This window comes from Methylophaga sp., from assembly GCF_009711715.1.
Classification (GTDB): Bacteria; Pseudomonadota; Gammaproteobacteria; order Nitrosococcales; family Methylophagaceae; genus Methylophaga.
On the sequence record NZ_VENF01000005.1, the window covers coordinates 38,553 to 64,434 of the forward strand.

General features: G+C 53.5%; 24 protein-coding genes. 17 read left to right on the forward strand and 7 right to left on the reverse strand.

Translation table 11 applies throughout. From position 1 onward, the window contains the following. Window positions 1-12 precede the first annotated feature (12 nt). The 3 genes from ubiH (at window position 13) to FH755_RS04445 (ending at window position 3,150) form a co-directional block, all read left to right on the forward strand. The gene (gene ubiH / locus FH755_RS04435; protein ID WP_292439037.1) at window positions 13-1,245 is read left to right on the forward strand and encodes a 2-octaprenyl-6-methoxyphenyl hydroxylase; all 1,233 of its coding nucleotides are present in this window, start codon (window positions 13-15) and stop codon (window positions 1,243-1,245) included. Continuing rightward, window positions 1,242-2,453, forward strand: coding sequence for a UbiH/UbiF/VisC/COQ6 family ubiquinone biosynthesis hydroxylase (locus FH755_RS04440; RefSeq protein WP_292439039.1), 1,212 nt, complete (start codon window positions 1,242-1,244; stop codon window positions 2,451-2,453). The genes ubiH and FH755_RS04440 overlap by 4 nt, the downstream gene beginning before the upstream one ends. Window positions 2,454-2,544: 91 nt before the next feature. Next, window positions 2,545-3,150 (forward strand): DUF502 domain-containing protein, encoded by a 606-nt coding sequence (locus tag FH755_RS04445; protein WP_292439041.1) that lies wholly within the window; start codon window positions 2,545-2,547, stop codon window positions 3,148-3,150. Here FH755_RS04445 and FH755_RS04450 read toward each other — a convergent pair. From FH755_RS04450 to rhlB, 3 genes are read right to left on the reverse strand one after another with little or no spacing between them, the layout of a single operon-like run. Continuing rightward, window positions 3,147-3,833, reverse strand: a complete 687-nt coding sequence (locus FH755_RS04450) for a hypothetical protein (RefSeq protein WP_292439043.1) — start codon at window positions 3,831-3,833, stop codon at window positions 3,147-3,149. The two genes, FH755_RS04445 and FH755_RS04450, sit on opposite strands and share 4 nt — an antisense overlap. Beyond that, window positions 3,820-4,161, reverse strand: coding sequence for a hypothetical protein (locus FH755_RS04455; RefSeq protein ID WP_292439045.1), 342 nt, complete (start codon window positions 4,159-4,161; stop codon window positions 3,820-3,822). The genes FH755_RS04450 and FH755_RS04455 overlap by 14 nt, the downstream gene beginning before the upstream one ends. Next, the gene (gene rhlB / locus FH755_RS04460) at window positions 4,145-5,458 is read right to left on the reverse strand and encodes an ATP-dependent RNA helicase RhlB (RefSeq protein ID WP_292439047.1); all 1,314 of its coding nucleotides are present in this window, start codon (window positions 5,456-5,458) and stop codon (window positions 4,145-4,147) included. Before rhlB ends, FH755_RS04455 begins: the two co-directional genes overlap by 17 nt. Window positions 5,459-5,615: 157 nt before the next feature. Here rhlB and trxA point away from each other — a divergent pair, with 157 nt between their 5' ends. The 9 genes from trxA (at window position 5,616) to FH755_RS04505 (ending at window position 13,642) form a co-directional block, all read left to right on the forward strand. Then, entirely contained in the window at window positions 5,616-5,942 is a 327-nt protein-coding gene (gene trxA, locus FH755_RS04465; protein WP_292439049.1) for a thioredoxin TrxA, read from the forward strand. Window positions 5,943-6,096: 154 nt separating this feature from the next. Beyond that, window positions 6,097-8,268 (forward strand): DNA helicase II, encoded by a 2,172-nt coding sequence (gene uvrD / locus FH755_RS04470; protein ID WP_292439051.1) that lies wholly within the window; start codon window positions 6,097-6,099, stop codon window positions 8,266-8,268. 10 nt (window positions 8,269-8,278) lie between these two features. Continuing rightward, a complete protein-coding gene (locus FH755_RS04475) occupies window positions 8,279-9,382 on the forward strand; it encodes a TRAP transporter substrate-binding protein (protein WP_292439053.1) in 1,104 nt (367 codons plus the stop codon). Next, on the forward strand, window positions 9,382-9,633 hold the full coding sequence (locus FH755_RS04480) for a hypothetical protein (RefSeq protein ID WP_292439055.1): 252 nt from the start codon (window positions 9,382-9,384) through the stop codon (window positions 9,631-9,633). Before FH755_RS04475 ends, FH755_RS04480 begins: the two co-directional genes overlap by 1 nt. After that, the gene (locus FH755_RS04485; RefSeq protein ID WP_292439057.1) at window positions 9,630-10,139 is read left to right on the forward strand and encodes a DUF411 domain-containing protein; all 510 of its coding nucleotides are present in this window, start codon (window positions 9,630-9,632) and stop codon (window positions 10,137-10,139) included. The genes FH755_RS04480 and FH755_RS04485 overlap by 4 nt, the downstream gene beginning before the upstream one ends. A gap of 6 nt (window positions 10,140-10,145) precedes the next feature. Next, window positions 10,146-11,012 carry an EamA family transporter gene (locus FH755_RS04490; RefSeq protein WP_292439059.1) on the forward strand — a complete coding sequence of 289 codons (867 nt, stop codon included), beginning with the start codon at window positions 10,146-10,148 and terminating at the stop codon, window positions 11,010-11,012. 53 nt (window positions 11,013-11,065) lie between these two features. Continuing rightward, complete coding sequence (locus FH755_RS04495; RefSeq protein WP_292439061.1) at window positions 11,066-11,938, forward strand: SMP-30/gluconolactonase/LRE family protein; 873 nt, start codon at window positions 11,066-11,068, stop codon at window positions 11,936-11,938. Continuing rightward, complete coding sequence (locus tag FH755_RS04500) at window positions 11,935-13,140, forward strand: DEAD/DEAH box helicase (RefSeq protein ID WP_292439063.1); 1,206 nt, start codon at window positions 11,935-11,937, stop codon at window positions 13,138-13,140. The genes FH755_RS04495 and FH755_RS04500 overlap by 4 nt, the downstream gene beginning before the upstream one ends. Beyond that, window positions 13,133-13,642, forward strand: coding sequence for a paraquat-inducible protein A (locus tag FH755_RS04505; RefSeq protein ID WP_292439065.1), 510 nt, complete (start codon window positions 13,133-13,135; stop codon window positions 13,640-13,642). Before FH755_RS04500 ends, FH755_RS04505 begins: the two co-directional genes overlap by 8 nt. A gap of 205 nt (window positions 13,643-13,847) precedes the next feature. Here the strand turns inward: FH755_RS04505 and ppc are convergent, their stop codons facing one another. Next, window positions 13,848-16,691, reverse strand: coding sequence for a phosphoenolpyruvate carboxylase (gene ppc, locus FH755_RS04510; protein WP_292439067.1), 2,844 nt, complete (start codon window positions 16,689-16,691; stop codon window positions 13,848-13,850). Window positions 16,692-16,694: 3 nt separating this feature from the next. Beyond that, window positions 16,695-18,158 (reverse strand): glycogen synthase GlgA, encoded by a 1,464-nt coding sequence (glgA, locus tag FH755_RS04515; RefSeq protein WP_292439069.1) that lies wholly within the window; start codon window positions 18,156-18,158, stop codon window positions 16,695-16,697. Window positions 18,159-18,237: 79 nt separating this feature from the next. Here glgA and zwf point away from each other — a divergent pair, with 79 nt between their 5' ends. Next, complete coding sequence (gene zwf, locus FH755_RS04520; protein ID WP_292439071.1) at window positions 18,238-19,704, forward strand: glucose-6-phosphate dehydrogenase; 1,467 nt, start codon at window positions 18,238-18,240, stop codon at window positions 19,702-19,704. Between the two features lie 41 nt (window positions 19,705-19,745). Here zwf and FH755_RS04525 read toward each other — a convergent pair whose 3' ends face one another. Continuing rightward, window positions 19,746-22,457: a cation-transporting P-type ATPase gene (locus FH755_RS04525; RefSeq protein WP_292439073.1), complete on the reverse strand. Its 2,712-nt coding sequence runs from the start codon at window positions 22,455-22,457 to the stop codon at window positions 19,746-19,748. Window position 22,458: 1 nt separating this feature from the next. After that, on the reverse strand, window positions 22,459-23,343 hold the full coding sequence (gene asd, locus FH755_RS04530) for an archaetidylserine decarboxylase (RefSeq protein ID WP_292439075.1): 885 nt from the start codon (window positions 23,341-23,343) through the stop codon (window positions 22,459-22,461). 87 nt (window positions 23,344-23,430) lie between these two features. Between asd and FH755_RS04535 the strand changes: the two genes are divergently transcribed. The 4 genes from FH755_RS04535 to fliN are packed head-to-tail and all read left to right on the forward strand — an operon-like array spanning window position 23,431 to window position 25,882. After that, on the forward strand, window positions 23,431-23,841 hold the full coding sequence (locus FH755_RS04535) for a flagellar basal body-associated protein FliL (RefSeq protein WP_292439077.1): 411 nt from the start codon (window positions 23,431-23,433) through the stop codon (window positions 23,839-23,841). Between the two features lie 48 nt (window positions 23,842-23,889). Next, complete coding sequence (locus FH755_RS04540; RefSeq protein WP_292439079.1) at window positions 23,890-24,393, forward strand: flagellar basal body-associated FliL family protein; 504 nt, start codon at window positions 23,890-23,892, stop codon at window positions 24,391-24,393. 2 nt (window positions 24,394-24,395) lie between these two features. Further along, window positions 24,396-25,418 (forward strand): flagellar motor switch protein FliM, encoded by a 1,023-nt coding sequence (gene fliM, locus FH755_RS04545; RefSeq protein WP_292439080.1) that lies wholly within the window; start codon window positions 24,396-24,398, stop codon window positions 25,416-25,418. Beyond that, window positions 25,415-25,882: a flagellar motor switch protein FliN gene (gene fliN / locus FH755_RS04550; protein ID WP_292439082.1), complete on the forward strand. Its 468-nt coding sequence runs from the start codon at window positions 25,415-25,417 to the stop codon at window positions 25,880-25,882. The genes fliM and fliN overlap by 4 nt, the downstream gene beginning before the upstream one ends.

The following is a 25,882-nucleotide window of genomic DNA, read 5'->3' on the forward strand; positions in this document are numbered from 1 at the left end:
AACGAGAGACCCATGAACAAGGCTGATAGCCCGGCAAACGCCACAAGTATTGACTTCGACCTGCTGATTGTCGGCGGCGGTATGGTCGGTGCCAGTCTGGCTGTCGCGCTGCAGAACAGCACACTCAGGATCGGCCTGGTGGAAGCGCAATCCCTGCATAGCAACAGTCAGCCCAGTTTTGATGATCGCGGTATTGCCCTCAGTTTCGGGTCGCAGCGTATTTTCCAGAGCATGGGACTATGGCCGGAGATTGCCCCCTACGCTACGGCTATCAAGCACATTCATATTTCCGACCGTGGCCGATTCGGTGTGACCCGGCTATCCGCTGATAAAGAACGCGTCCCTGCCCTGGGCCAGGTCATGACTGCCAGGGAACTGGGCCGGACCCTGAACCAGCGGTTGCAGACGCTGTCCCGCTTATCCCTGTTTTGCCCTGCAAAAGTCACTGCACTGCAAGCACACACAGATCATGTCGAGGTCAGGCTGGATAACGGCGACAGCATCCGCAGTCGCTTGCTGGTCGCCGCTGACGGCCGAGACTCCACCATACGCCAGTTGCTAGACCTGGGTGCCTGGCAACAGGAATATCAGCAGACCGCGGTAACCGCCAATATCACCACGGATAAGCCTCATCAGGGCTGGGCCTATGAACGCTTTACTGACACCGGCCCGATGGCACTGCTACCGATGTCGGATAACCGCAGCAGCTTGGTCTGGACGGTCCGCTCCGGTGACGAACAAGACCTGCTGGCGTTAACTGATAAAGATTTTCTCGACCTTCTTCAGCAACGTTTTGGTTACCGTGCCGGTCGCTTCACCCGGGTTGGTCAGCGGCACAGCCATCCTCTGGTCTTGATGCAGTCCGATATGCCGGTGCAGCAGCGCGTCGTGTTTATCGGAAATGCCGCACACAGCCTGCACCCGATTGCCGGTCAGGGTTTTAATCTCGGTCTGCGCGATGTTGCAGTACTGGCAGATTGTCTGGCCGATGCCGGAGCAGACTGTGGCCGCATGGACGTGTTACAACGCTACCAAAACTGGCGGCAGAAGGATCAGGATCAGGTGGTGCATGCAACCGATAAGCTGGTTAGACTATTCAGTAATGACATTGGGCTGCTGGGCCAACTACGCGGTGCCGGCCTGGCATTGCTGGATACACTCCCCCCGGCTAAACGTCTGCTGGCCGAGCGCAGTATGGGACTGGGAGACAGGCAACCACGACTGGGCAGAGGAATCAGCCTATGATTCAACAATTTGATGTTGTCATCGTCGGTGGCGGTATGGTCGGTGCCACATTGGCTGTCGCCTTGGCGACCGAACCCGCACTCAATATAGCCCTTATCGAGGCGCAAGTGCCGGACGCGCCGGCCACCGGTTCAGCCTATGACTTAAGAGTCAGTGCCTTAACCCGCAGCAGTGAGGTGCTGCTGAACAAGCTCGGTCTATGGTCACAGTTACCGGCTGAGCGAATCAGTGCCTTCACCGATATGCGGGTTTGGGAAAACGATCAGAGTGAACTGCATTTCAACAGCGCCGATTTGGGTGAGCCCTGGCTGGGCCACCTACTGGAAAACCGGGTTCTGCAAAGCACCAGCCTGGCACAGTGCCAGCGGCTGCCCAACGTCAAGCTGATCAGCCCAGCCTCACCCACAGCTTATGAAGCGCATCAGCTCACGCTGGATAACGGCGATATCCTTCAGGCAAAGCTGATTGTGGCGGCTGATGGTGCGCAGTCTCCTCTACGCGAATGGGCCGGGATCAAATCTAAAGGCTGGTCCTATGATCAAAAAGGACTGGTCGCGACCGTGACCACCGAAAAAAGTCACCAGCACACTGCCTGGCAACGCTTCCTGCCAGAAGGTCCGCTGGCTTTGCTGCCCTTGCCTGATACCAATCAATGCTCCATCGTCTGGTCACTGAACAGCGCCAGTGCCGATCGTTTGCTGGCGCTGCCGGATGCCGATTTTATCAAGGAACTCAATGAAGCCTGTCAGCAAAAGCCGGCCAGGGTGACTGCCATCAGTGAGCGAGCGGCGTTTCCGCTACAGTTGCGTCACGCTGACAGCTATATCCAACCCGGGCTGGCACTGGTCGGCGATGCGGCACATATCATTCACCCGCTGGCCGGTCAGGGCGTGAATATCGGCCTGCTCGATGCAGCCACATTAACTGAAGTGATACTGCAGGCGCATCAGCACGGACGTCATATCGGCAGCCTGCATACCCTGCAGAAATACCAGCGCCAGCGTCATGCCGATAATTTACTGATGCAGTTCAGCATGGATATGTTCAAACGGGTCTTCAGCAGCCAGCTGGCACCGATCAGATGGCTGCGGCAGTATGGTCTGCGTGGTGTAAATCATAGTCGCTGGCTGAAAAATCTGTTCATGCATCAGGCAGCCAGTCGCCCTTTTGCAACCCCGGCACTGAGTCGCTCAAACCACCGCCACTGACTGTAGCCTAACTGTGAAATAACTCTCACCCTGTATTTGACCGCCGGCGCTTAAGCGGCCAATACTGGCTGGCAACCTCAAACGGAGAACTATGATGATTGGCTTTATTTCCCGCCAGTTCCTGACCGGTCTGATCACCATTTTGCCACTGACGCTGACTGCCTACCTGATTTACTGGTTTATTGTCTCTACCGAAAAGGCGCTCAGCGGGGTTATCAAGTTTGTGCTGCCGGATTATCTCTACTGGCCCGGTATGGGCTTTGTTGCGGCCCTCTTGCTGATTTTTATGATTGGCCTGTTAATGCATCTGTATGTGGTGAAGGCTCTGTTCCGTTATATTGAGGAACTGCTATATCACATGCCACTGATTAAATCCGTCTATGGCGCAATTCGTGACTTTTTTCAGTATTTTTCACCCGCTCGCCAGAGCGAGTTCGAGCAGGTCGTGGCAGTCAAACTGGATAATGGCATGGAATTAATTGGTTTTATCACCCTCGATTCTTCGGACTCCCTGCCGATTGAAGATGAAGACGGAGAGGAGCGGGTGCTGGTGTTTCTGCCCATGAGCTACAACATTGGCGGCTATCCGGTAATGATGTCGAAAAAACGCCTGCGGCCGGTGAATATGACGATGGAACAGGCCATGCGCTTCGTATTGACCGCCGGCGTTGCCGGTCATACTGGTAAAAAAGACTAAATCGGCAGAAACACGACTGTCGCAGCCCGCACGACAAAGGTCTTGATAATACGGCCGGTTTTACGCGAAATAATCTCGGCCAGATTATCCTGGGTCGCGATCATGCGGCCGATCAATCGCTGGTAGCTCAGATTACGCTTCTCATCATTCAGGCTGTCACTGAGAATAAGCAACTGACCTTGCCTGTCCCGGCTTTTTGCTAACAGCCAGGCGGCGATCTCGATATTGCGGGCACTGTTGTAGAGTTTTTGCTGGTCAATCGTGGTCAGGTAAAAGAACTCGGTGTTGTTGTCATAGGAAGCCATCAACATTCGGCGCAGCCCGACAATAAAAGCCAGTATCCGGTCTCCCTGATATTGCTCATCCAGTGCCAGACGGACAATATCTGTTGGTCGCCTGATGTGGCTAAACTCGGCATAGTTGTAATTAAAAGGCCGGGAAAATGTCAGTTCGACACTGGCTTTGATGTCACGCAGTTCACGGTCATAACGCAAGCCCGGGTTACGTTTATACAGCTTGAACATCAGCTTTTTCAGATCCCGCAGCACGACCTGCTGGTGGAGCTCGATAACCTCATCAATATCACTCTTAGCCAGTCGCTCGATACCGTTATTATTATTTCCTGATGTTGTCACACAACCGGCCAGCAACATAAAGCCGAGCAGCAGGCTAAACCATTTCATCCAGAAACTGACCTCTATCGACCGATGACTGTCTGGGTAATTCATTGATGTACAGATATTGTTGAACAGCGCGTGGCAGAAATGTGGTTTGTTCGTTATCACCGTCAAAGCGGCGATCGCTGCTGATAAAGTTTCTGACAAAACGGGCCTGCTGACCGTCTTCACTGCTGTTGGGCGCAACAACAACGGAAGTATTATCGGCACGATCAGGACTCAGGTTGGTGTTGATTTGCTCAACATCAAAAATAACCGGCGCCCGTGCACTGTTCCGGTTATCGACCGGAACCAGCGGATAAAAGTCAGCTGGGCGGTTACTGTTTATCTGCATGTTTGTTCATTGAGGCCGCGGCCTTGCCTTGCCGGCTGTCGGACCGGCGCGGACGACGGCGCCTGCCTTCCTCTTTCTTGCCGCGCTGATGAGCGGGATTTTTCTCACGTTTAACCGGCGGCTTGGGCTCAATCAGGGTTTCATCGGCGGTGGAGGCTATCGGCAGTTTATGTTTGATATAAGTTTCAATATCCGGCAGCGAGAACACAAACTCCTCGCAGGCAAAACTGATAGCCACACCGCTGGCACCGGCCCGGGCAGTTCGGCCGATACGGTGCACATAATCTTCGACATCCTGAGGCAGGTCAAAGTTGAACACATGGCTCACAGCGGGAATATGCAGACCCCGCGCCGCGACATCAGTGGCAACCAGAAACGGGAATTCGCCATCCTGAAAATGTTGTAATAAGCGCTCACGTTTTTTCTGGGGCACATCGCCGGACAGCAAAGAAGCCTTGTGTCCATTACCTTCGAGATAAGCCCAGACTCTGTCGGCAACATGCTTGGTGTTGACGAAAATAATGCTGCGCTCTGGCTGCAGGCGCTCAATCAGTGCCAGCAGCAACGGGATTTTTTCATCATTGGCCGGATAGTAGACCCACTCATCGATGCGATCGCCCATCATTTTTTCCGGCTCGACCTGCACTTTTTCCGGGTTATTCATATGCTCGTATGCCAGCTCACTGACTTTATAGCTGAGCGTGGCCGAGAACAGCATACCCAGACGCTGGTCCGGGCCCGGAATACGGCGCAGGAAATAGCGCACATCTTTAATAAAGCCCAGGTCAAACATGCGGTCAGCTTCATCCAGCACCATCGCTTCGATAAACTTCAGGCTGAACACGCGCTGTTTGTGATAATCGAGCAATCGCCCGGGGGTGCCGACTAAAACATCACAGCCTTCATTGAGCGCATCGCGCTGTTTCTGATAGTCCTTGCCGCCATGCGCGATGGCAATGCGCAGACCTGCCTCCGCGTTCAACAACTCAGCGTCTTTCATGATCTGAATCGCCAGTTCGCGGGTTGGCGCCAGAATCAGCGCACGTGGCTGTTTGCCATCCCAGTTTTCAGGGGGAGGTGTTTCCAGCAGACGCTGAAAGGTAGCCAGCAGAAAGGCGATGGTTTTACCGGTCCCGGTCTGGGCCTGGCCTGCTACGTCTTTGCCCTGTAGTAATAATGGCAGGGACTGGGCTTGGATGGGGGTACAGAACTCAAAACCTGCCTGGTCCAGGCCAGCCTGCAAAGCGGAGTTAAGGGGCAGGGTTTTGAAGGCCTGGTCAGTTAGATGTGCACTCATATAAATACTTGCATTAGCGTTGATGATAGGAAAAAATGTTAGGCTCTATCGCATGGGAGTATATACCTAAGTCAGCCTGAAATGCAGGTTTGAAGATACAGCCTCGCCAGGCACCGGTATAATCCAACGATACTTTATATACCACTGGAGATAAAACATGAGCGAAAACGTCACCAACGTGACCGATGGCGACTTTGACAGCCAAGTATTACAGTCCGACATTCCTGTCTTGGTTGACTACTGGGCAGAATGGTGTGGTCCATGCAAAATGATTGCGCCTGTGCTGGAAGAAATCGGCGGCGAATATGCCGGCAAGCTGAAAGTGTGCAAACTCAACATCGATGAAAATCAGGACACACCGCCGCGTTATGGTATCCGTGGTATCCCGACCCTGATGTTGTTCAAGGACGGTGAAGTGGAAGCGACTAAGGTAGGCGCTTTGACCAAATCCCAGCTGGCAGCCTTCCTGGATAGCAATCTGTAATGTTGCTCCTTCCCCACACCCCCGGGTGTGGGGCTGCCTTGCAGCTGATGAACATCGTGCGCGGAACCCCCGCTTGTCTGCGCCAGTCTATCTTCCGCCGTACCCGTCCGCCGATTCGGCAACGGCCTGAATAAAAGCCAACGCAAATCTAAGAATGGATGTTTCTGAAATACTCAACGATCTGAATAAACCGCAACGTGAAGCGGTTGCTGCGCCATTGGGCCACGCCCGTATTCTGGCCGGAGCCGGCAGCGGCAAGACCCGCGTGCTGGTGCACCGGATTGCCTGGCTGATTCAGGCCGAAGGTTTTTCACCCGCCAATATCCTCGCGGTCACCTTTACCAATAAAGCCGCGGCGGAAATGCGCGGCCGGATTGAAGAAATGCTCGGCTATCCGCCCGGCGGTATGTGGGTCGGCACTTTCCATGGTCTCGCCCATCGTCTGCTGCGCGCTCACTGGAAGGACGCCGAGCTGCCGCAGAGCTTTCAGATCTTAGACAGTGACGATCAACTGCGCATGCTCAAGCGTATTATCCGCGGCCTGGAGCTGGATGAAGCCCAGTGGCCGCCGAAACAGGCGCAGTGGTACATCAACGCCCAGAAAGATGAAGGTCTGCGCGCCAAGGATATCCAGGCCGGCAATGATCCCTACTCGCAGAAAATGCCGGCCATCTACAAGGCCTATGAAGAAGCCTGCCAACGTGCTGGCGTGATTGATTTCGGTGAAATTCTGCTGCGCTGCCATGAGCTGTGGCTGAAACGTCCCGATATTCTGGCGCAGTATCAACAACGCTTCGGTCAGATTCTGGTCGACGAGTTTCAGGATACCAACACCCTGCAATACGCCTGGTTGCGACTTCTGGCGGGCGACAGCGGCAAACTGTTTATCGTCGGTGATGACGATCAGTCGATTTACGGCTGGCGCGGTGCCCGTATTGAGAATATTCAGCAGTTTGACAAGGATTATCAGGGTGCCGCCACCATCCGGCTGGAGCAAAACTACCGCTCCACCGGCAATATTCTGAAAGCCGCTAATGCGGTCATTGCCAATAACAGCGAACGCCTGGGCAAGGAACTCTGGACCGAAGATGACGACGGTAGTCCGATCCAGGTCTATAACGCTTTCAATGAACGGGACGAAGCCTCATATCTGGTCGGTCAGGTTCAGAAATGGGTCGATGACGGTGGCCGCCGCAGTGACTGCGCCGTGCTTTACCGTTCCAATGCCCAGTCACGGGTGATTGAGGAAGCCCTGCTGCAAGCCGCGATGCCCTACCGGGTTTATGGCGGTTTACGCTTCTTCGAACGTGCCGAAATCAAGGATGTATTGTCTTACCTGCGTTTGATTGCCAACCGTCGTGATGATGCCGCGTTCGAACGTATCGTGAATACCCCCACCCGCGGTATCGGCGCTGCGACACTAACCCAACTACGCCAGGTTGCCCGTGAACGCGACCTGTCGATGTGGCAGAGCGGGCTGGAGATGCTGGAAGCCAAAGCCTTCAGTGCCCGCGCCGGTAACGCACTGGCCGGCTTTATCACACTGATTGATTCGCTGACACCGGAACAGCCGGATATGCCGCTGCATGAACTAACCCAGCTGGTTATCGACGAATCCGGCCTGCGCGACCACTTTGCCAAAGACAAAAGCGAAAAAGGCCAGGGCCGAATTGAGAACCTGGATGAGCTGATCAGTGCTACCCGTCAGTTTGTGCGCCCGCAGGAAGAGGAAGAAGAAAACCTCACTGAACTGGATGCCTTCCTTGCCCATGCCGCGTTGGAAGCCGGTGAAAACCAGGGTGACCGCTGGGAAGACTGCGTACAGCTGATGACTCTGCATTCAGCCAAGGGGCTGGAGTTCCCCGTGGTTTTTATGGTGGGCATGGAAGAGGGCCTGTTTCCGGGCCAGAAATCAAGTGATGACCCTTTGCGGCTCGCTGAAGAACGACGGCTTTGTTATGTGGGCATGACCCGCGCCCGTCAGACCCTTTATCTGCTTTATACCGAGCAGCGCTTTCTCTATGGTCAGGAGCTGATTCAGCGTCCGTCACGTTTTCTCGCGGAATTGCCGATGGAATGCATCGAGGAAGTCAGGGCCCGCAGCAACCGCATTACTCCCGGCCTGAAAACAGTCAGCAATGCCGCCGGTGCCGAACTCAATGAGGCCGGCCTCAGAACCGGCCAGCAGGTCATGCATCAGAAATTTGGTCCCGGCATTGTCATTGATACCGAAGGTGCCGGAAAAAATGCTAGGGTACAGGTCAATTTCAAGCATGCTGGCAGCAAATGGCTGGTGCTGGCCTATGCTAAGTTAGACGTTTTATAAGGAAACCACCATGTTAAAGCCTGCTTTTCTGCGTTATTTGCTGCCAGGCCTGCTGGCACTGATGCTGAGCGCTTGTGGTCCCGAGGATGAGGCAGGCCCCGGCACCGCAGCCGACAGCGGCAAAACCTATAACTGGAAAATGGTCACCACCTGGCCCCCGGGTTTTCCTGTTTTACAGGAAGGCGCAGAACGCTTTGCAGAACATGTGCGGGCCATGTCCAACGGTCGTATTAACATCAAGGTCTATGCCGGTGGCGAGCTGATTCCGGCATTACAGACTTTTGATGCGGTCTCTCAGGGCACGGTCGAGATGGGCCACGGCAGCGCTTATTACTGGGCCGGAAAAGTGCCCGAAGCCCAGTTTTTCTCTACCGTGCCGTTTGGTATGACACCCCGCGGCATGAACGCCTGGCTCTATCATGGTGGTGGACTTGAACTGTGGCGTGAAGTCTATGAACCCTTCCATGTTGTGCCCTTTCCGCTGGGTAACACCGGCGTACAGATGGGCGGCTGGTTTAACAAGGAAATCAACTCGGTTGAGGATCTGGAAGGTCTGAAAATGCGGATCCCGGGTCTTGGCGGCAAGGTCTTTGCCAAAGCCGGCGGCAACCCGGTTTTACTGGCAGGCAGCGAGGTTTATACAGCGCTGGAGCGCAACACGATTGATGCCACTGAATGGATTGGGCCCTACCACGATCAGCGCATGGGCCTGTATCGCGCAGCCAAACATTATTACTATCCGGGCTGGCATGAACCGGGCACCGTGCTGGAGCTGACCGTCAACAAACGTGCCTGGGATAGCCTGACACCGGATTTACAGGCGATCATTACTCATGCTGCCGAATCCGAAAATGTATTGATGCTGTCGGAAATGGAACAGAAAAACCTGACTGCACTGAAAGAGCTGCAGACACGTGATGATGTCGAAATTCAGCGTTTCCCGGATGATGTGCTGGCAAAGCTGCAAACAATGACCGACGAAACGCTGGCCGAGGAAGCCGCAGCCGACCCGGCCTTCAAGCGCATTTATGAGGCTTACCAGGCTTTTCGCGAGAAAGATGATGCCTGGACAGCGATTTCAGAGAAATCCTATCTCGCCATTGAGAACAATTAATGCTGTTTATTATTTTTACGGCTGAAGGCCTCACACAAGCGCAAGAACAAGTGCTGAACAATAAAGCCGAACTCTGGCTGAACCCAAGCCTGAAAAAACAGTCTGATTTATCTGTGTTCGAGCAGCTCGGTATCACGCTTCATACACTGCCTGAAGAGATTGACGCCAGTAATGAAAAAGCGGTGATGACTGCCCTGTCGCATGTGGAAGCGCAGAGCCACGATAAAGACATATTGGTTGAATACCTATGATGAAACTATTAATTAGCTTGCTGATGCTGTTCAGCCTGCCGCTGGCTGCAGACAGTGAATGGGACCAAGTCGAAAATGCCTTAACCGAGTCTACCCAGATCAAGGTTTATCGCAGCCCGAACTGCCAGTGCTGTCATAAGTGGATTGAACATCTGCAAAAGCATAACTTCACCGTGGTCGACGAAGTCACCCACAACCTGGAAGCCGTCGCCCCCCGACAACAGGTGCCGATCGTGATGCGCTCCTGCCATACTGCCGTCATCAACGGCTACTTGATTGAGGGCCATGTGCCAGCGCAGGATATTAAACGGCTGCTGGTCGAAAAGCCACCTGTCACCGGTCTATCGGTACCACAAATGCCGGTCGGTACACCCGGCATGGAGATGGGGGCCAAGAAGGATGATTTCACCGTCGTCACCTTTGATAAAGATAATCAGTTCCGTATTTTTAACCGTTACGAAGTCGGTCCCGATCAGCAATATCACAGCGTTTCCACCGGGGAGTAATCATCGTTGGAAGTCCTTGTGGTGCTGGGGCGCCTGCTGTTCTCGGCGTTTGCTAATGTTTTTCAGAAACAGCTGACACACCGGGGCCTGCACCCGTTTTTCATCGTCTTTGCTTCCTATGTGGTGCTGGCAGTCATCTGCCTGCCGCTGCTATTTAGCTTTAATCTGTTTCAATTATCGACCCATTTCTGGGTCAATATCTTTTTTGCTGCGCTGCTGGATATGGCAGGCACCCTCTTTCTGGTGATGTCGCTATCGAAAACCGATCTGTCGGTATTCGGTCCGCTCAACGCCTACAAGGTCGTGATATCCATGCTACTGGCCCTGGTATTTCTGGGTGAAGTACCCAGCATGCAGGGTTTTGCCGGCGTTTTTATCATTGTCGCCGGCAGTGTTTTCCTGTTTCCACCCAAAACCCATCAGGGAGGGCTTTGGCAACTGTTTTTGCAGAAAGGCGTACAGTTTCGTTTTCTGTCCATTGTGTTGTTCTCGATTGGCACCCTGCCGCTCAAAAATGCAGTGGTCGATGGTGGCGCCCTGCCGACCACCGTATTCTGGTGCCTGCTGGGTCTGCCACTGGCGGGCCTTGCCCAGCTGATGTTTGTGCATGACAACTTCAAAGCCGAGATGGCCAGAGCACGCGATCAGGTTTATCCCTTTATCTATCTCGGCTGCCTGATCTTTCTGATGCAGTTTATGACCATGCTGGTGTTTTCGCAGTTACTGGTGGCTTATTCACTGGCACTGTTTCAACTGAGTATGGTCTTACAGGTATTCCTGGGCTACCGGATTTTTAATGAAAAACATGTATTAAGACGTCTCGCTGCCTGCCTGGTCATGGTCGGCGGCAGCCTGATGGTATTGAGCGCCTGAGCATTGATGGCAGGTGCCTGTTATTATGCCTTTATCTGAATTAGGAGGTGAAAATGAAACTTTTATCCGTGCTGCTGGCGTCCGTGCTAAGTACTTCAATCGCCAGTGCATCCACCACACTGACACCGGCCTGGAAAACTACCACTGAACTGCAGGCTCCGGAATCAGTGATTTACCACCCGGGCAGTGATGCGCTGTATGTCTCGAACGTCAACGGCGCACCGGATGCCGTTGATGGCAATGGCTATATCAGCCAGCTTTCCGATGAAGGTGAGATTGAAGATCTTTACTGGGTGGATGGCCTTGATGCGCCCAAGGGCCTCGCCATCAAGGACGATCTGCTCTATGTGGCCGATATTGATGAACTGGTCGTGATTGATATCAACAACAAAAGCATTGCTGCGCGCTATCCGGCAGACCAGGCCAAGTTCCTCAATGATGTCGCCATCGATCAGCAGGGCCGCGTGTATGTCAGCGATATGATGACCAACCAGATTTATCGTCTGGCTGACGGTGAATTTTCGTTATGGATGGATGACTCAGAACTGGAAGCACCCAATGGTCTGCTGGTCGAGAACAACAAACTCATTGTCGGCAGCTGGGGACATATGACGGATGGTTTTAGCACCGACGTTCCCGGTCATCTCAAGATCATTGACCTTGAAACCCGGGAAATCAAGAGTCTGGGGGATGGCAGCCCGGTCGGCAATCTTGATGGGGTTGAAGCGGATGGCAAAGGCAATTACCTGGTCACCGACTGGATGAATGGCCGCTTGCTGTTGATTAGCCCGATTGGCCGCAGTGAAACTCTGATTGAGTTCGAACAGGGCAGCGCCGACCACACCGTGATGCCGGAGAAAAACCTGGTTATCGTACCGATGATGATGCAAAACCAGCTACAGGCTTTCAGGATTTCCCATCAATGAGCTTTGATGATTTGATGCTTGACCAGCCATTGCTTGAGGCACTGGCTGTTGAAGGTTTCACAACCCCTACCCCGGTTCAGCAGGAGGCGATTCCGCCCTTGCTGGCTGGTGAGGATGTGCTGGCCTGCGCTGCGACCGGCACCGGCAAGACTTTGGCTTTTGTTCTCCCATTGCTGCAGAAACTGCTGGATGAACCGGCGGACGGCCGCATTGCTACTGCCCTGATTCTGGCACCTACCCGCGAGCTGGCCTTCCAGACCCAGTATGTGATTCAGCGTCTGGGCAGCGCCATTGCACCCCGTGTGGCGATGGTCACCGGCGGCCAGTCGCCGGCAGCGCAGGTGGAATACCTGCAACAGGGCTGCGATATCATCATTGCCACACCAGGCCGCATGCTGCAGCTGCTTGAACAGGAACAGGCCGATCTGTCTGCGGTTGAATATGTCGTTATTGATGAAGCTGATCGCATGCTGGATATGGGCCAGGGCCCGGATGTCGCTAATGTATTGGCCGCCATTCAGACCACCTTCCAGACGTCGTTATTCTCCGCAACGCTGGCTGGTGCCGGCGTTGAACTGTTTGCCAAAGCCCTGCTTCCCGAAGCCCGCCGCATTGAAATTGATGCAGCAAACCAGTATGCGCAGCAGGTCAGCCAGACTGTCTACCTGGCTGACAACAGAGAGCACAAGCTCGCTCTGCTCAAGGCCACGATTCAGTTGCCTGACTGTCAAAGTGCGCTGGTGTTCTGTAATAAAAAAGAACGCGCGATGGAAGTCGCCGACTATCTGCAGTCACAGAATATCTCGGCTCAAGTCATACACGGTGACTACTCTCAGGCCGATCGCCGTGAACGCACCCGCAAGTTTCGCCAGGGAACAATCAAGGTTCTGGTGGCAACCGATGTGGCCTCACGCGGGCTGGATCTGCCGCAGGTCAGTCATGTCATTAACTATGATGTGCCATTCCGCGGTGATATCTATATTCACCGTGTCGGTCGCACCGGTCGTGCCGGTCACACCGGCAACGCGGTCAATCTGGTCGAACCTAATGACCAGAAAAACCTGCAACGCGTCGAACATCATATCGGCCAATCGATGCCGGTACGCAAAATGAAAGGGCTGGCCCCGCAGGCCAAGAGCAACAAGAAAAAAAGCAAAGATAAAGATAAGCCCCGCTACATCGCCAAAAAAGATCGTGCCTGAGCGCCTGACAACGCATCGCAAATTATTGTTACTGCGCTGGCTGCTGCTAATCAGCAGCGGCCTGCTGCTGGCCGGACTGTTTCTGCCCATGCTGACGATTACCCAGCTTATGGTTATCAGTAACGAGTTTTCTGTTATCTCCGGCATCATCGAACTCTGGAAAGCAGGCCAGTACATTCTGTTTGTTGTGATCGGCTGCTTCAGTGTGCTGATACCGCTCGCCAAAATCAGCCTGCTGTTCAAGCTGCTGCAGTCCGATGACAAGCCGCACCCGATCAAAATGAAACTGTTGCGACTGATGCATGATTACGGCCGCTGGGCGATGCTGGATGTGATGGTGGTGGCGATGCTGATTGTGACCGTCAAGATGGGTGCCATTGCCAGTATTCAGATCCATCCGGGACTGTATGTGTTTGGGGCGGCGATATTGTTGATTATGTTGACCACGCAGTCGACGGTCAGGCTTTTGGAAAGTCAGCAAAGTCAATCTGATCGTATCTAGTGCGCTCAGTTTTTATTTCATCAGCATTGCTGCTTGTTAAGGTTGCTCTTTTCGCCTTTTTGTTTGGTGGTTTATTTTGGGCGAGCAAAATAGATGATCGCCCCGCGGCAGCGTCCCACTTTTAACTCAAAAACCAGTTCCGGAAGATTGCCACGGCCTTTCGGCCTCGCAATAAGCAGTTCCATAATCCAAGCAGATAAAAAGCCTACCCGGTATTGCGCATCCCTGCCGAAATGGCACTGATAGTCCGCAATAAGGGATCCAACCAGCGCTGCCGTTCCTGTTCCGGCTTAGACGTATCCCGGTAACGCTGCAACAGCAGAATCTGAATGTAGTTAATCGGATCCAGATAAGGTTCACGCCTCCGCAGGGAACTCTTCAGTGAGGGCAGCTCTGCCAGCAGATGATCCGCTTCCACCACCAGCAGGACCTGTTTGACGGTCCTGTGATATTCGGCCGCAATCAGTTCAAATACCTGCTGTCCCTGGAAAGCATCCTCGCACAGGGCGGCGTAACGACGGGCAATATTCATATCCGCCTTGGCCAGCGACATCTGGGTATTACTGAGCAGGGCGCGGAAGAACGGCCACTGTCTGACCATTTGCCGCAAAATGGCAATCTTGTCTTCATTCCCCTGATGCCAGGCTTCCAGCGCGCTGCCGATACCGTACCAGGCTGGCAGTGTATGCCGTGACTGGGCCCAGGAGAAGACCCAGCCGATGGCACGGACAGAGGATTTGGATCGGTCGCCCGGCTTACGGTGTGATGGTCGTGAGCCGATATTCATCATGCCGATCTCGGTGACCGGGCAGACCTCGTAGAAATAATCCAGAAAACCCGGTGTGTCTTCAGTCAGCTTACGATAACTGGCTTCACCGGTTTTGGTCAGATTATGCATGATATCGAGATAAGCCGGTTCCACTTCGCCGATTTCTGTCACCAGGCTGCGTGAGGCTTTCATCAGACCGGATACGCCCATACCCAGCTCGTAGGCAGCGGTCTCGACATTCCCGTATTTGAATGACAGCACTTCACCCTGTTCGGTGAATTTAATCTGGCCGTGTACGGTGCCCATCGGCTGCGACAGAATCGCATCGTGGGTCGGGCCGCCGCCGCGGCCGATGGTGCCGCCACGGCCATGGAACATACGACATTCGACTTCATGCTGCTGGGTCAGGCGGGTGATTTTCTTCTGTGCCTGGAACAGGTTCCAGCCAGAAGCGAGAATACCGCCATCCTTGCAGGAGTCCGAATAGCCCAGCATGACTTCCTGCAGATTGCCCGAGTCTGACAGCAGACGCCGGTAAACCGGGTTTTCCAGCAGTGAGGACATTACCGGCTCGATATGGCTCAAGTCTTCGATAGTTTCAAACAAAGGCGCGACCCGCAAATGACAGAAGCTATTACCGTGGTCATCGAAACCGCAGAGACCGGCAAACCGTGCCAGCGTCAGCACCTCCAGGATATGACTGGCCTGGTGGGTCATCGAAATCACATAGCTGCCAAAAGCCTTGCTGCTGACTTCACTGTGCAGACGGGTCATCAGCGTGAAGACATTCAGCACTTCCTGATTATCAGATGCCAGTGTCGGCAGCGCCGGCAGACTCGGCTCAGACAGCAGTTCGGTGAGCAGCTGCTGGCGCCCTGTTTCATCCAGCTGCAGATAATCCTGCTGCAAGCCGGTGGCCTTCAATACCTCAGCCAGCGTTTCACTGTGACGCGTCGATTCCTGCCGGATATCAAGGTGGTAGAGATAAAAACCGAAGGTTTCGACCAGTCGAATCAAATCATTGAGCTCGGCACCGGCCAGTGCCTTATCACCGTTTTCCACCAGCGAATCATAGATAAGATTCAGATCGGCCAGCAGCTCATCTTCATTGGCGTAGGCAAGTCCCAACGCCGTAGGCTCGAGATCGGGGCGGAAATACTGCTGCAACAGTCGCAGATTATCTTCCAGCCGGTGACGCATCATATAGAGCTTGCGGCGGTACGGCTCATTCAGAAAACGATCAGGCTTGGCACGGAAAGCGCCGGCATAACGTTTTTCCGACTCGGCGATATCTTCCGCCAGCGCATCACTGATCCAGCATAGCGGCTGCGAATGGGTCAGGATGTAACTCAGCTTGGTCACATCTTCCAGATAACGGCGGATCACGGTGCGCTTCTGCAACTGAATCGCCATCTCGGTAGTTTCAGCAGTTACAAACGGGTTGCCGTCACGGTCACCGCCAATCCAGGAACCGAACTTCACAAAGCCGGGGACTTTAAACGCCTGCCCTGCTTCAATCTCGTCGTGGTAAACCCTGCGGATCGCATTTTCCAGATTGCGGTAGGTACGCGGCACAGCATCGAACAGGCTGACATTGAAGTAATACAGGCCGTTTTTGATTTCATCGCGCACGGTGGGTTTGACCGCCCGCACTTCATCCGTCGACCACAGTAGCTGAATTTGCTTTTTTATTTCCTTGCGGGTGCGCTCTTCGTCGAATGCTGTCAACGGCTCGTTGGTAAGCTGCTCATCAAGCAGGAAAATACGACGCAGGATTTCCATTACGGTACGGCGTTTGGATTCAGTCGGGTGCGCTGTAAACACCGGCATATAAACCAGCGAATCAAGCAGGGGCTGCAGCTGTGCAAGCGACACACCGGCCTGTTTGAACTGGCGCAGTGTATCGAGATAGGAGCCTTCCCACAGATCACCTCCATTACGTAACTGAATCATCCTGTTGTGGTAATGGAAGGCTTCCTCCGCCGTATTAACCAGACTGAAATACATGCTGAAAGCACGGATAACCTCACGCAGTGTGGTCTCGTCAAGTGTATTCAGAAAGCTCAGCAGTTCGGTTCGCAGGCCCGCGTTGTCGTCCTTGCGCAGGTTAATAAAGCCTTTACGCAGCCGTTCGACGGTTTCGTATACTTCCCGGCCGGCACGTTCCTCCAGCACCTCGCCCAGAATATGGCCGAGGAAACGCACATGCTGGCGCAGCTCTTTGTCGCTGAGCAAAGACAAATTGTCGACTGTACTGAGTACAGGCTGATAGTCAGTCATAGATTACCGGTTAACAATATGGTGATAGAGATCAATGTAGGCATTGGCGCTGTTTTCCCAGCTGAAGTCGTGCTGCATTGCAACGAGCATCATGCTGCGCCAGATCCGCGGCCTGGCGAACAATGCGACAGCACGCAGCAGGGCTTGCTCCAGCGCCTTGACCGTAGCTTCATCAAAACAAAAGCCATTGGCTATACCAGCTTTGCGGTTTTCTTCGCTGGCGTCAACCACAGTATCGGCAAGACCGCCGGTATTGCGAACTATCGGTAGCGTACCGTAGCGCAGACTATACATCTGATTGAGTCCGCAGGGTTCAAAACGGGATGGCATCATAAACACATCGGCACCGGCCTCAATCTGATGCGACAGGGCCTCGTCATAACCAATTGTCACCGCCACCCGATCCGGGTATTTAGCCCGCAAGACGCGCAAATCCCGCTCAAACCGGGATTCACCACTACCCAGACAAACCAGTTGCACATCATGACCGGCTTCGAGTACGCGCGCCATGGCCTCAATGGCCAGATCAATGCCTTTCTGCGAGACCAGCCGGCTGATAATGCCAATGAGCAGACTGTCCTTGTTGTCCGGCAAAAAGGATTGCTGCTGCAACGCGGCCTTGTTGACGGCTTTATTACGGATTTTGCTCAACGAATAGTGTTTGCTGATAAACGGATCGGTTTCGGGGTTCCAGATATGGTAATCAATACCGTTGAGAATCCCGCTCAATCTGCCCTGCTGCCGGCGATATGCGAGCAGGCCTTCAAGCCCGTAACCGAATTCATAAGTGCAGATTTCATCGGCATAGGTCGGACTCACGGTCGTGATCTGATCGGCAAAAATCAGCCCGCCTTTCATAAACGACATCAGGCCGTGGAATTCCAGTCCTTCCATTTGCCAGAGCGTGTCAGGTAAATCCAATGCCTGAAATACTTCCGCAGGAAACAGCCCCTGGTAGGCCAGGTTGTGTATGGTGAAGACGGTTTCAGGGCGGTTTTCTCTGCCTGCGAGCAGGGCCGGTGCCAGCCCGGTCTGCCAGTCGTTGCAATGCAGGATATCCGGCTGCCAGTTGAGACCGGCTTCATTCATCGCTATCGCTGCTGCGGCCCGTGACAAGAGCGCAAAACGGGCTGCATTATCATGCCAGTCGCCGCCATCGGGGTCACTGTACGGTCCGCCCTCACGATCAAAATGAAACGGCGAGTGCAGCAGCCACAAAATGACATCGCTATCAGGCAGCATCGTCTGCAGAATATCAACCGGCAGATGGTAACCATCCAGTTTGACGGAAGCGACCTTTTCCATTTGCTCCAGCTGCTTCAAACACTGGCGGTAGGCGGGCATGATAATCCGCACATCCTGACCATGTTCACGCAGTGCGATCGGTAGGCTGGCAGAGACGTCAGCCAGCCCGCCTGTCTTCATCAGCGGGTGCACTTCACTGCTGGCAAATAGAATTTTTCGCACGCAAATCTCCCAAAAATTGTACAATTCTGCAAATTATATACGGTCAAAGGCTGAGTTATAGCCTGCAACGGGAGAAATCATGCAATCTTGTACAATTGTTATTTTTGGCGCCACCGGCGACTTATCGAAGAAAAAATTGTTACCGGCTCTGTATCACCTCGATGCAGAAAACAGGCTCACCGATGATACCCGCATTATCTGCATGGGTCGTCGTGAAGCAGCCCAGGATGAGTGGAAACAGCAGGTTGTAGAGTTTGTATCTCCCAAAGCCCGCGGCGGTGTCGATGATGAAATCCTCAATAAGTTTCTGGACCGCGTTCATTATTTCAAATGTGACATCAATGATGCTTTCAGCTACCACGAACTGAAAAAACTGGTCACCAAAGAAAACGGTTTTCCACAAAACATCGTCTTCTATCTTTCAATCAGCCCGGCGCTGTTCGGCGTCGTCGGCGATCAACTGGCCGCTGTCGGCATGAACAAAGAAGATCATGGCTGGCGTCACCTGGTGGTCGAAAAACCTTTCGGTTTCGACCAGAAAAGTGCTGAAGAGCTGGAAACGGTACTGCGCAAGAACTTCACAGAAGAACAGACTTACCGCATCGACCATTACCTGGGTAAAGGCACAGTACAGAATATTTTTGTTTTCCGCTTTGCCAACCTGCTGCTGGAACCGCTGTGGAACCGCAACTACATCGATCACGTTCAAATCACCCATGCTGAAGAACAGGGCGTTGGTGGCCGGGCCGGCTACTACAATGACTCCGGTGCTTTGCGTGACATGATCCAGAGCCACCTGATGCAGGTGATGGCACTGGTAGCCATGGAACCGCCCGCCGATCTTGATGATGAATCCCTGCGCGATGAAAAAGTCAAAGTGCTGAAAGCGATTCGTCCCATTACTGAAGACATCGTCGATCAGCATGCTTTCCGTGGTCAGTACGCCGCCGGTGAAGTCAACGGCAAACCGGAACCGGGCTACCTGGAAGATGAAGAAGTACCGAATGACAGTGTCACTGAAACCTATGCGGCGATGAAGATTTACATCGACAACTGGCGCTGGCGCGGTGTGCCGTTCTATCTGCGCACCGGTAAATGTATGCCGGAATCCAAAGCGATGATCGCGATTCGCTTCAAAAAGCCACCACAGGAGCTGTTCAAAGACACCAAGATTGGTGACAGCCATGCCAACTGGATTGTAATGGGCCTGCAACCGGATAACACCCTGCGTATTGAACTGCAGGCCAAACAACCGGGGCTGGAACTTAAGAGTCACACTGTGGCGCTGGAAACCGTCGAGTCGGATAAAAACAAGCATCGTCTGGATGCCTATGAAGCACTGATTCTGGATGCCATTCAGGGCGATCGTTCGCTGTTCCTGCGCTCGGATGAAGTGAATCTGGCCTGGAAAGTGGTTGATCCCGTTCTCAACAAATGGGCCAAGGACAAAGACTTTATCCATACCTACCCTGCTGGTACCTGGGGACCGGAAGAAGTCAGCCGTATTCAGGACGACTCCTGTCACCTCTGGCGCAATAATGTCTGAGCCCCGAATCCATCAAAAAAGCCGGCTTGAAGCCGGCTTTTTTATGCGTGTTGTTTTTGTCTTATCAGCATTTTTTCCAGTTCTACCAGCCACAATATCACCGAAGCCACCAGTATGATCTGCAACCAGCTTTGGACACTGATGGCGGCGCTGCCGAACAGGAAATGCATCGGCGGCAGATAGGTGAAGCCGAACTGGAAAATCAATAAAACCCCAACTGCGAGCAAGGCAACACGGTTGCCCAGCAGCCCCTGTCTGTTCAGCACCGGCGCCGTCAGAAAGCGTGTGTTAAACAGGTAGAACACTTCAAACATCACCAGCGTATTCACTGCCACCGTCCGCGCCGCTTCCAGGCTGTGACCGGCCTCGATATGCGTCATAAACAGCGCAAAACTGCCCAGCATCATCACTACCGAGACAAAGGCGATACGGCGGATCAGTTCCATCGTCAGCAGCGGTGTCTGCCGGGGTCGAGGTCGGCGTGACATCAAATCCGGCTCAGGCGGTTCAAAAGCCAGTGCCAGACCCAGCGTAACCGCGGTAATCATATTGACCCAGAGGATCTGCACCGGTGTAATCGGCAGCATCACCCCCATTACAATCGCGGCTATGATAATCAGTGCTTCGCCGGCACTGGTCGGCAGCAGAAACAGGATCGCCTTGGTCAGGTTGTCATACACCGTGCGACCTTCCTCCACCGCATCAACGATGGAGGCAAAATTATCATCGGCCAGCACCATATCCGACGCATCCCGCGCAACCTCAGTGCCATTGAGTCCCATCGCAGTGCCAATATCAGCGCGTTTCAATGCAGGCGCATCATTGACCCCGTCGCCTGTCATCGCCACCACTTCATCATTCTCCTGCAGGGCTTTAACCAGTTTCAGTTTATGCTCGGGGGTGGCTCTGGCAAACACCGATTTTTCAGTGACAACCCGGCACAAAGCGGCCGCGTCCAGTTGTTCGATTTCTTTGCCGCTGATAACCGCTGAGCTCATTCCCATTCTTTCAGCTATGGCTGCTGCGGTATCACTGTGATCACCAGTAATCATTTTGATCTTAATGCCAGCATCCTGACAGAGCTTGACGGCCTCCACCGCATCTTCCCGCGGTGGGTCCATCATCGCTACCAGTCCCAACAGGGTCAGACCCTGCTCGACATCTTCAAAATCGAGCTCATTCTTCTTACCGTCAAAGTCCCGGCTTGCCACAGCAAGTACCCGCTGCCCTTTGGAGGCCAGACTTCTAACCTGCTGCTGCCAATATGCCCGATCCAGCTCTCGGCCATCGTGCTGATAGCGGCACATGTCCAGCACCCGCTCAGGCGCACCCTTTAGATAACAGAAATGCCGCCCCTGATGGTCATGATGCAGCGTGGCCATAAACTGATGTACTGACTCGAAGGGAATAACATCCAGTCTGGGCCGGGATTCTTCTTCATATTCACTTTCAAAACCGGCTTTGGCAGCGAGACTCAGCAGCGCCCCTTCGGTCGGGTCACCCTCGCATTGCCACTGATTTTCCTTATGCAGCAGACGCGCGTCGTTACACAGCAGTCCCGCCTGAATCAGTTGCTGCAGCAGTGGGACCGACTCGACATCGACTGTCGACTCGCCCTGCCTGATATCTCCGTGTGGATCGTAGCCGCTGCCGGTAACCTGATAATCCCGCCCATCGGCTGTCAGCATTTCGGTAACTGTCATTTCATTGCGGGTCAGCGTGCCGGTTTTGTCAGTGCAGATAACGGTGACCGAGCCCAGCGTTTCTACCGCCGGCAGACTGCGTATGATGGCTTTCCTGCGCGCCATTTTCTGCACGCCGATAGCAAGTGTAATGGTCATAATCGCCGGCAGGCCTTCCGGGATCGCCGCCACCGCAACACTAACGGCGGCCATGAACATACTGCTGAGGGAAAACTGATGGGCAAGAATGCCGACCACCATAGTCAGCAAGGCGATCAGCACAATCATCATACTGAGCTGACGGCTGAATAAGGCGATTTGCCTGAGTAACGGTGTGGTGATTTCCTGCACTTCTGACAGCAGGCTGCTGATCCGGCCCAGCTCGGTTGCCGCACCGGTCGCCACCACCACGCCGCTCGCTTGCCCGAAAGTCACCAGTGTGCCTGAATACAGCATGCATTGGCGATCGGCAAGCTGGGCGGATGCGTCGATGCTTTCTGGACTTTTATTAACCGGCATGGATTCACCGGTCAGCACCGCTTCCTGTAACTGCAGATTTTTTGCCTTCAGCAAGCGACAATCAGCCGGTACTTTGTCACCGGCCTGTAAATACACCACATCGCCGGGTACCAGTTTGTCAGCAGACAACGTGATTTTACTGCCGTCGCGCAGGACCACGGCATTCGCGGTCAGCATGCGGCCCAGAGCGGCAATGGCATCCTCCGCCTTGCCTTCCTGCACCACACCGATAATCGCGTTAATCAGGATAACGGCAGTGATAACGCTGCCATCGACCCAGTGTCCCAGCAGAAAGACAATGACAGCGGCAGCAATAAGAACATAAATAAGCACATTATTGCATTGCGCCAGAAAACGCTGCCAAAGCCCGCGCCGGATACCTTCTGGAAGTCGATTGGGACCGTATTCTGACAGTCTCTCATTGGCCTCATCAGTTGACAGCCCTTGTTCGCGGGTGTTGAGGCGATCGATCACCTCAGCCACGTCCGTTGCGTGCCAGGCTATCTGTCTGGGTGAGATGGCATCGGAATGAGTTGACTGAGAAGTGGACATATTAATTCATGGCTTGTCCGAGTTTGATCACATCACCCGCCTGCCAGTCCGGGAGGAATGTGTTCATACCAGGCGGCAACAACAGAATGACTGTTGAGCCCATATTGAAACGCCCCATTTCCGCACCTTTGGTCAGTCGAACAGCCTGTTCGCCAGCATAACGCCATTCACGCACAGCGTCACCATAAGCCGGCGTGATCTGCCCAGCCCAGACCGTTTCCATACTGCCGACAAAAATCGCACCTACCAGCACCTGCACCACCGGCCCAAAGTCAGTTTCAAACACAGTGACCACCCGCTCATTGCGGGCAAAAAGCCGCGGCACGGCTCTCGCAGTGCGTGGATTGACCGAGAACAGCTTGCCTGGCACATAGCGCATCAGGGTCAGTCTGCCGGTCAGGGGCATATGAATGCGGTGGTAATCCCTCGGCGATAGATAAATCGTCGCAAATTGTCCGTGATTGAATTGGCGGGCCAGTGCCCTATCGCCGGCCAGTAACTCTTCTACCGTATACTCACGCCCCTTGGCCTGGATTATCCGGCCGTCAGCAACCGGCCCCAGTTGACTGATGGCCCCATCTACCGGCGATACCACCACATCATTGCCCCCGGCAATGGGACGAATCCCGGTCCGCAACGGACGGGTAAAAAAGGCATTAAAACTGGGATAATCCCGCATATGCGGTGAGGCGGCTTCAGTGAGATCCACTTTGAACCGCCAGCAAATAAAGCGGATAAAGGCATTTTTGAACCAGCCTACCTGACTCTGGGTCAGGCGGTGCATCATGACCGAGAGCGTATGCTGAGGCAATAAGTACTGAGGGAAAGTCAGTACACGATCCAGCCAGTTGCAGCCACGCTGGGCCTTATTAGGTCTATCCGCCACGTCCTGTCCCCTTTAACCTGTAGTGCAAGCTTGTCATAATCAACAACATTATTTTCATCAATTGTAAAAGCGGGAGTATAGCAAGCAATGATTCAGCCTCTCATCTCCATCTGTCTCGCCCTGTGTCTGATGCTGTGCCTGCCGCTGCAGGCAGCCGAATCCGGAGAAGCTACGGCATCACCCTACTTCGCGATTGAAGATCCCTTTACCATTAACTTTCTCAAACAAAGCGATGAAAAAATGCGCTACCTGCAAATCAAGGTCGCTTTAAAATCCGATGACCCTGAAATTATTCAAAGTGCACAATTGCATCTGCCAATGATTCAGGATTCACTGCGCTTGCTGTTTACTGATCAGAGTTACGCCACTATCACTTCTGTGGCCGGCAGAGAGCTGTTACAGCAACAGGCACTGGAACGGATTCGCAACCTGCTGGCAGAGGAAACCGGCAACGACGGACTGGAACAGATTTTCTTCACCCGTTTCATTCTGCAATAACGGCACGCTCCTTGCTAATTCAAAACAAACCTTTAATGGAAAGCGTTCATGGCTGAAAAACAAGACGATATTGAAGTCGCTGAAGAAAAAAACAGTAAAACCACCAAAATTCTGGTGATCATTATTGCCGTCCTGCTGCTGGCCGTGATCGGTCTTGGCGTTTTTATGCTGACAGGTAATGATGGAGAAGAGATTGCCGAGCAACAGAGCGAACCTGTAAAGCAGGCGCCTGTTTACTACACGATTGAAGAGCCGTTTATCGTTAATTTTTCAGAGCAGAGTAACGGCCAGGTACGATATATGCAGGTCAAAATGAAAGTGATGGCGCGAAGCCAGGCGGTCATTGATGCGGTTAAGACCCACCTGCCAGCCATCCAGCACGAATTGCTGATGCTGCTCTACAGTCAAAATTATGACGGCTTGCTGACCAGCGAGGGTACCCAGGCACTGCAACAGGCCTGCCTGGAAACAATTAACCGGATTCTGCAATCCGAAACATCTCTGGAGAATGAGTTGGAAGCAGTGTATTTCACTAGCTTCCTCATGCAATAACGATGGCTGTCCACGACATACTCTCACAAGATGAAGTCGATGCCCTGCTGAACGGCCTGGGTGACGGCGAACTCGAAACGGGCTCGAATATCGATCCGGATACCGGCATGCCGCGTCCATACGACTTCGGTAACGAAGAACGGATCATCCGCGGCCGGATGCCGACACTGGAAATGATCAATGAACGTTTCGGCCGTTACCTGCGGATAAGTCTGTTTAACATGCTGCGACGCTCTGCGGAAATCTCGGTGGGCGGTGTGCAGGTGATGAAGTTCTCCGAATACGTGCATACCCTGTTCGTACCGACCAGTCTGAACCTGATTCATCTGCATCCACTGCGTGGTACGGGACTGATCGTGCTCGAACCCAAACTGGTGTTCACCATTCTCGATAATTATTTTGGTGGTGAAGGCCGTTTCCAGGCCCGCATCGAAGGGCGTGAATTTACAGCGACCGAGCTGCGCGTGATTAACATGGTGCTGAACCTGTGCTTCCGTGATTTAACCGAAGCCTGGTCACCGGTGATGGAAGTCGACTTCGAATTTGTCAGCCATGAAGTCAATCCACAGTTTGCCAATATCGTCAGCCCCAGTGAGGTCGTCGTGATTTCGACCTTCCATGTAGAACTGGACGGTGGCGGTGGTGATGTCCATGTGACCTTCCCCTACTCGATGCTGGAACCGATTCGTGAATTGCTGGATACCGGTCTGCAGAGTGATCGCTCGATGGACGACGGTCGCTGGGCCAAAGCACTGCGGGAAGAAATCAAAATTGCCGAGGTGGAGCTCTGGGCCAACCTCGCACAATGCACTTTGAGCCTGGAGCAAATCGTCAAGCTCAAAGCCGGCGATATCATACCGATTGATATGCCAAAGCATGTTGTCACCATGGTGGAAGATGTGCCGATGTTCCGTGCCAGCTATGGCGAACACGACGAAAAAGCGGCGTTGAAAATTCAGGAAATTATCGAACACCCGAAAGATCAGACACCGAGCTACCAGCTGAACAAAGGTAAGAAAAAATGAGTGAAGATACCAAACAAAATGATCAGGCACTGGCCGACGAATGGGCCGCAGCACTGGAAGAACAGAGCGATGAAGCCGGCGGCGGTGACGATAATGATCCCTGGGCTGAGGCACTGCAGGAACAGGCTGAAACTGAAGCCAAGCAACAGCAGGCTAACCCGGCTCCGGTCGCGCAGTTGGATGACGATGCCAAACCCCGCAGAGATGTCGATCTCGACATGGTTATGGATATTCCCGTTACTATCTCAATGGAAATCGGTCGTACCCGTATCAGTATCCGTAACCTGCTGCAGCTGAGTCAGGGCTCGGTGGTGGAATTGGATCGTCTGGCGGGTGAACCCATGGATGTATTGGTCAATGACACCTTGATCGCTCACGGTGAAGTCGTTGTCGTTAATGACAAGTTTGGTATTCGCCTGACTGATGTAATCAGTGCGGCGGAACGCATTAAAAAGCTGCGCTGA

What these genes read in the sequence shown, in the direction of transcription:
- ubiH (WP_292439037.1), top strand. Translation starts at nt 13, where the DNA reads ATGAACAAGGCTGATAGCCCGGCAAACGCCACAAGTATTGACTTCGAC.
- FH755_RS04440 (WP_292439039.1), top strand. Translation starts at nt 1,242, where the DNA reads ATGATTCAACAATTTGATGTTGTCATCGTCGGTGGCGGTATGGTCGGT.
- FH755_RS04445 (WP_292439041.1), top strand. Translation starts at nt 2,545, where the DNA reads ATGATGATTGGCTTTATTTCCCGCCAGTTCCTGACCGGTCTGATCACC.
- FH755_RS04450 (WP_292439043.1), bottom strand. Translation starts at nt 3,833, where the DNA reads ATGAAATGGTTTAGCCTGCTGCTCGGCTTTATGTTGCTGGCCGGTTGT.
- FH755_RS04455 (WP_292439045.1), bottom strand. Translation starts at nt 4,161, where the DNA reads ATGCAGATAAACAGTAACCGCCCAGCTGACTTTTATCCGCTGGTTCCG.
- rhlB (WP_292439047.1), bottom strand. Translation starts at nt 5,458, where the DNA reads ATGAGTGCACATCTAACTGACCAGGCCTTCAAAACCCTGCCCCTTAAC.
- trxA (WP_292439049.1), top strand. Translation starts at nt 5,616, where the DNA reads ATGAGCGAAAACGTCACCAACGTGACCGATGGCGACTTTGACAGCCAA.
- uvrD (WP_292439051.1), top strand. Translation starts at nt 6,097, where the DNA reads ATGGATGTTTCTGAAATACTCAACGATCTGAATAAACCGCAACGTGAA.
- FH755_RS04475 (WP_292439053.1), top strand. Translation starts at nt 8,279, where the DNA reads ATGTTAAAGCCTGCTTTTCTGCGTTATTTGCTGCCAGGCCTGCTGGCA.
- FH755_RS04480 (WP_292439055.1), top strand. Translation starts at nt 9,382, where the DNA reads ATGCTGTTTATTATTTTTACGGCTGAAGGCCTCACACAAGCGCAAGAA.
- FH755_RS04485 (WP_292439057.1), top strand. Translation starts at nt 9,630, where the DNA reads ATGATGAAACTATTAATTAGCTTGCTGATGCTGTTCAGCCTGCCGCTG.
- FH755_RS04495 (WP_292439061.1), top strand. Translation starts at nt 11,066, where the DNA reads ATGAAACTTTTATCCGTGCTGCTGGCGTCCGTGCTAAGTACTTCAATC.
- FH755_RS04500 (WP_292439063.1), top strand. Translation starts at nt 11,935, where the DNA reads ATGAGCTTTGATGATTTGATGCTTGACCAGCCATTGCTTGAGGCACTG.
- ppc (WP_292439067.1), bottom strand. Translation starts at nt 16,691, where the DNA reads ATGACTGACTATCAGCCTGTACTCAGTACAGTCGACAATTTGTCTTTG.
- zwf (WP_292439071.1), top strand. Translation starts at nt 18,238, where the DNA reads ATGCAATCTTGTACAATTGTTATTTTTGGCGCCACCGGCGACTTATCG.
- FH755_RS04525 (WP_292439073.1), bottom strand. Translation starts at nt 22,457, where the DNA reads ATGTCCACTTCTCAGTCAACTCATTCCGATGCCATCTCACCCAGACAG.
- FH755_RS04535 (WP_292439077.1), top strand. Translation starts at nt 23,431, where the DNA reads ATGATTCAGCCTCTCATCTCCATCTGTCTCGCCCTGTGTCTGATGCTG.
- FH755_RS04540 (WP_292439079.1), top strand. Translation starts at nt 23,890, where the DNA reads ATGGCTGAAAAACAAGACGATATTGAAGTCGCTGAAGAAAAAAACAGT.
- fliM (WP_292439080.1), top strand. Translation starts at nt 24,396, where the DNA reads ATGGCTGTCCACGACATACTCTCACAAGATGAAGTCGATGCCCTGCTG.
- fliN (WP_292439082.1), top strand. Translation starts at nt 25,415, where the DNA reads ATGAGTGAAGATACCAAACAAAATGATCAGGCACTGGCCGACGAATGG.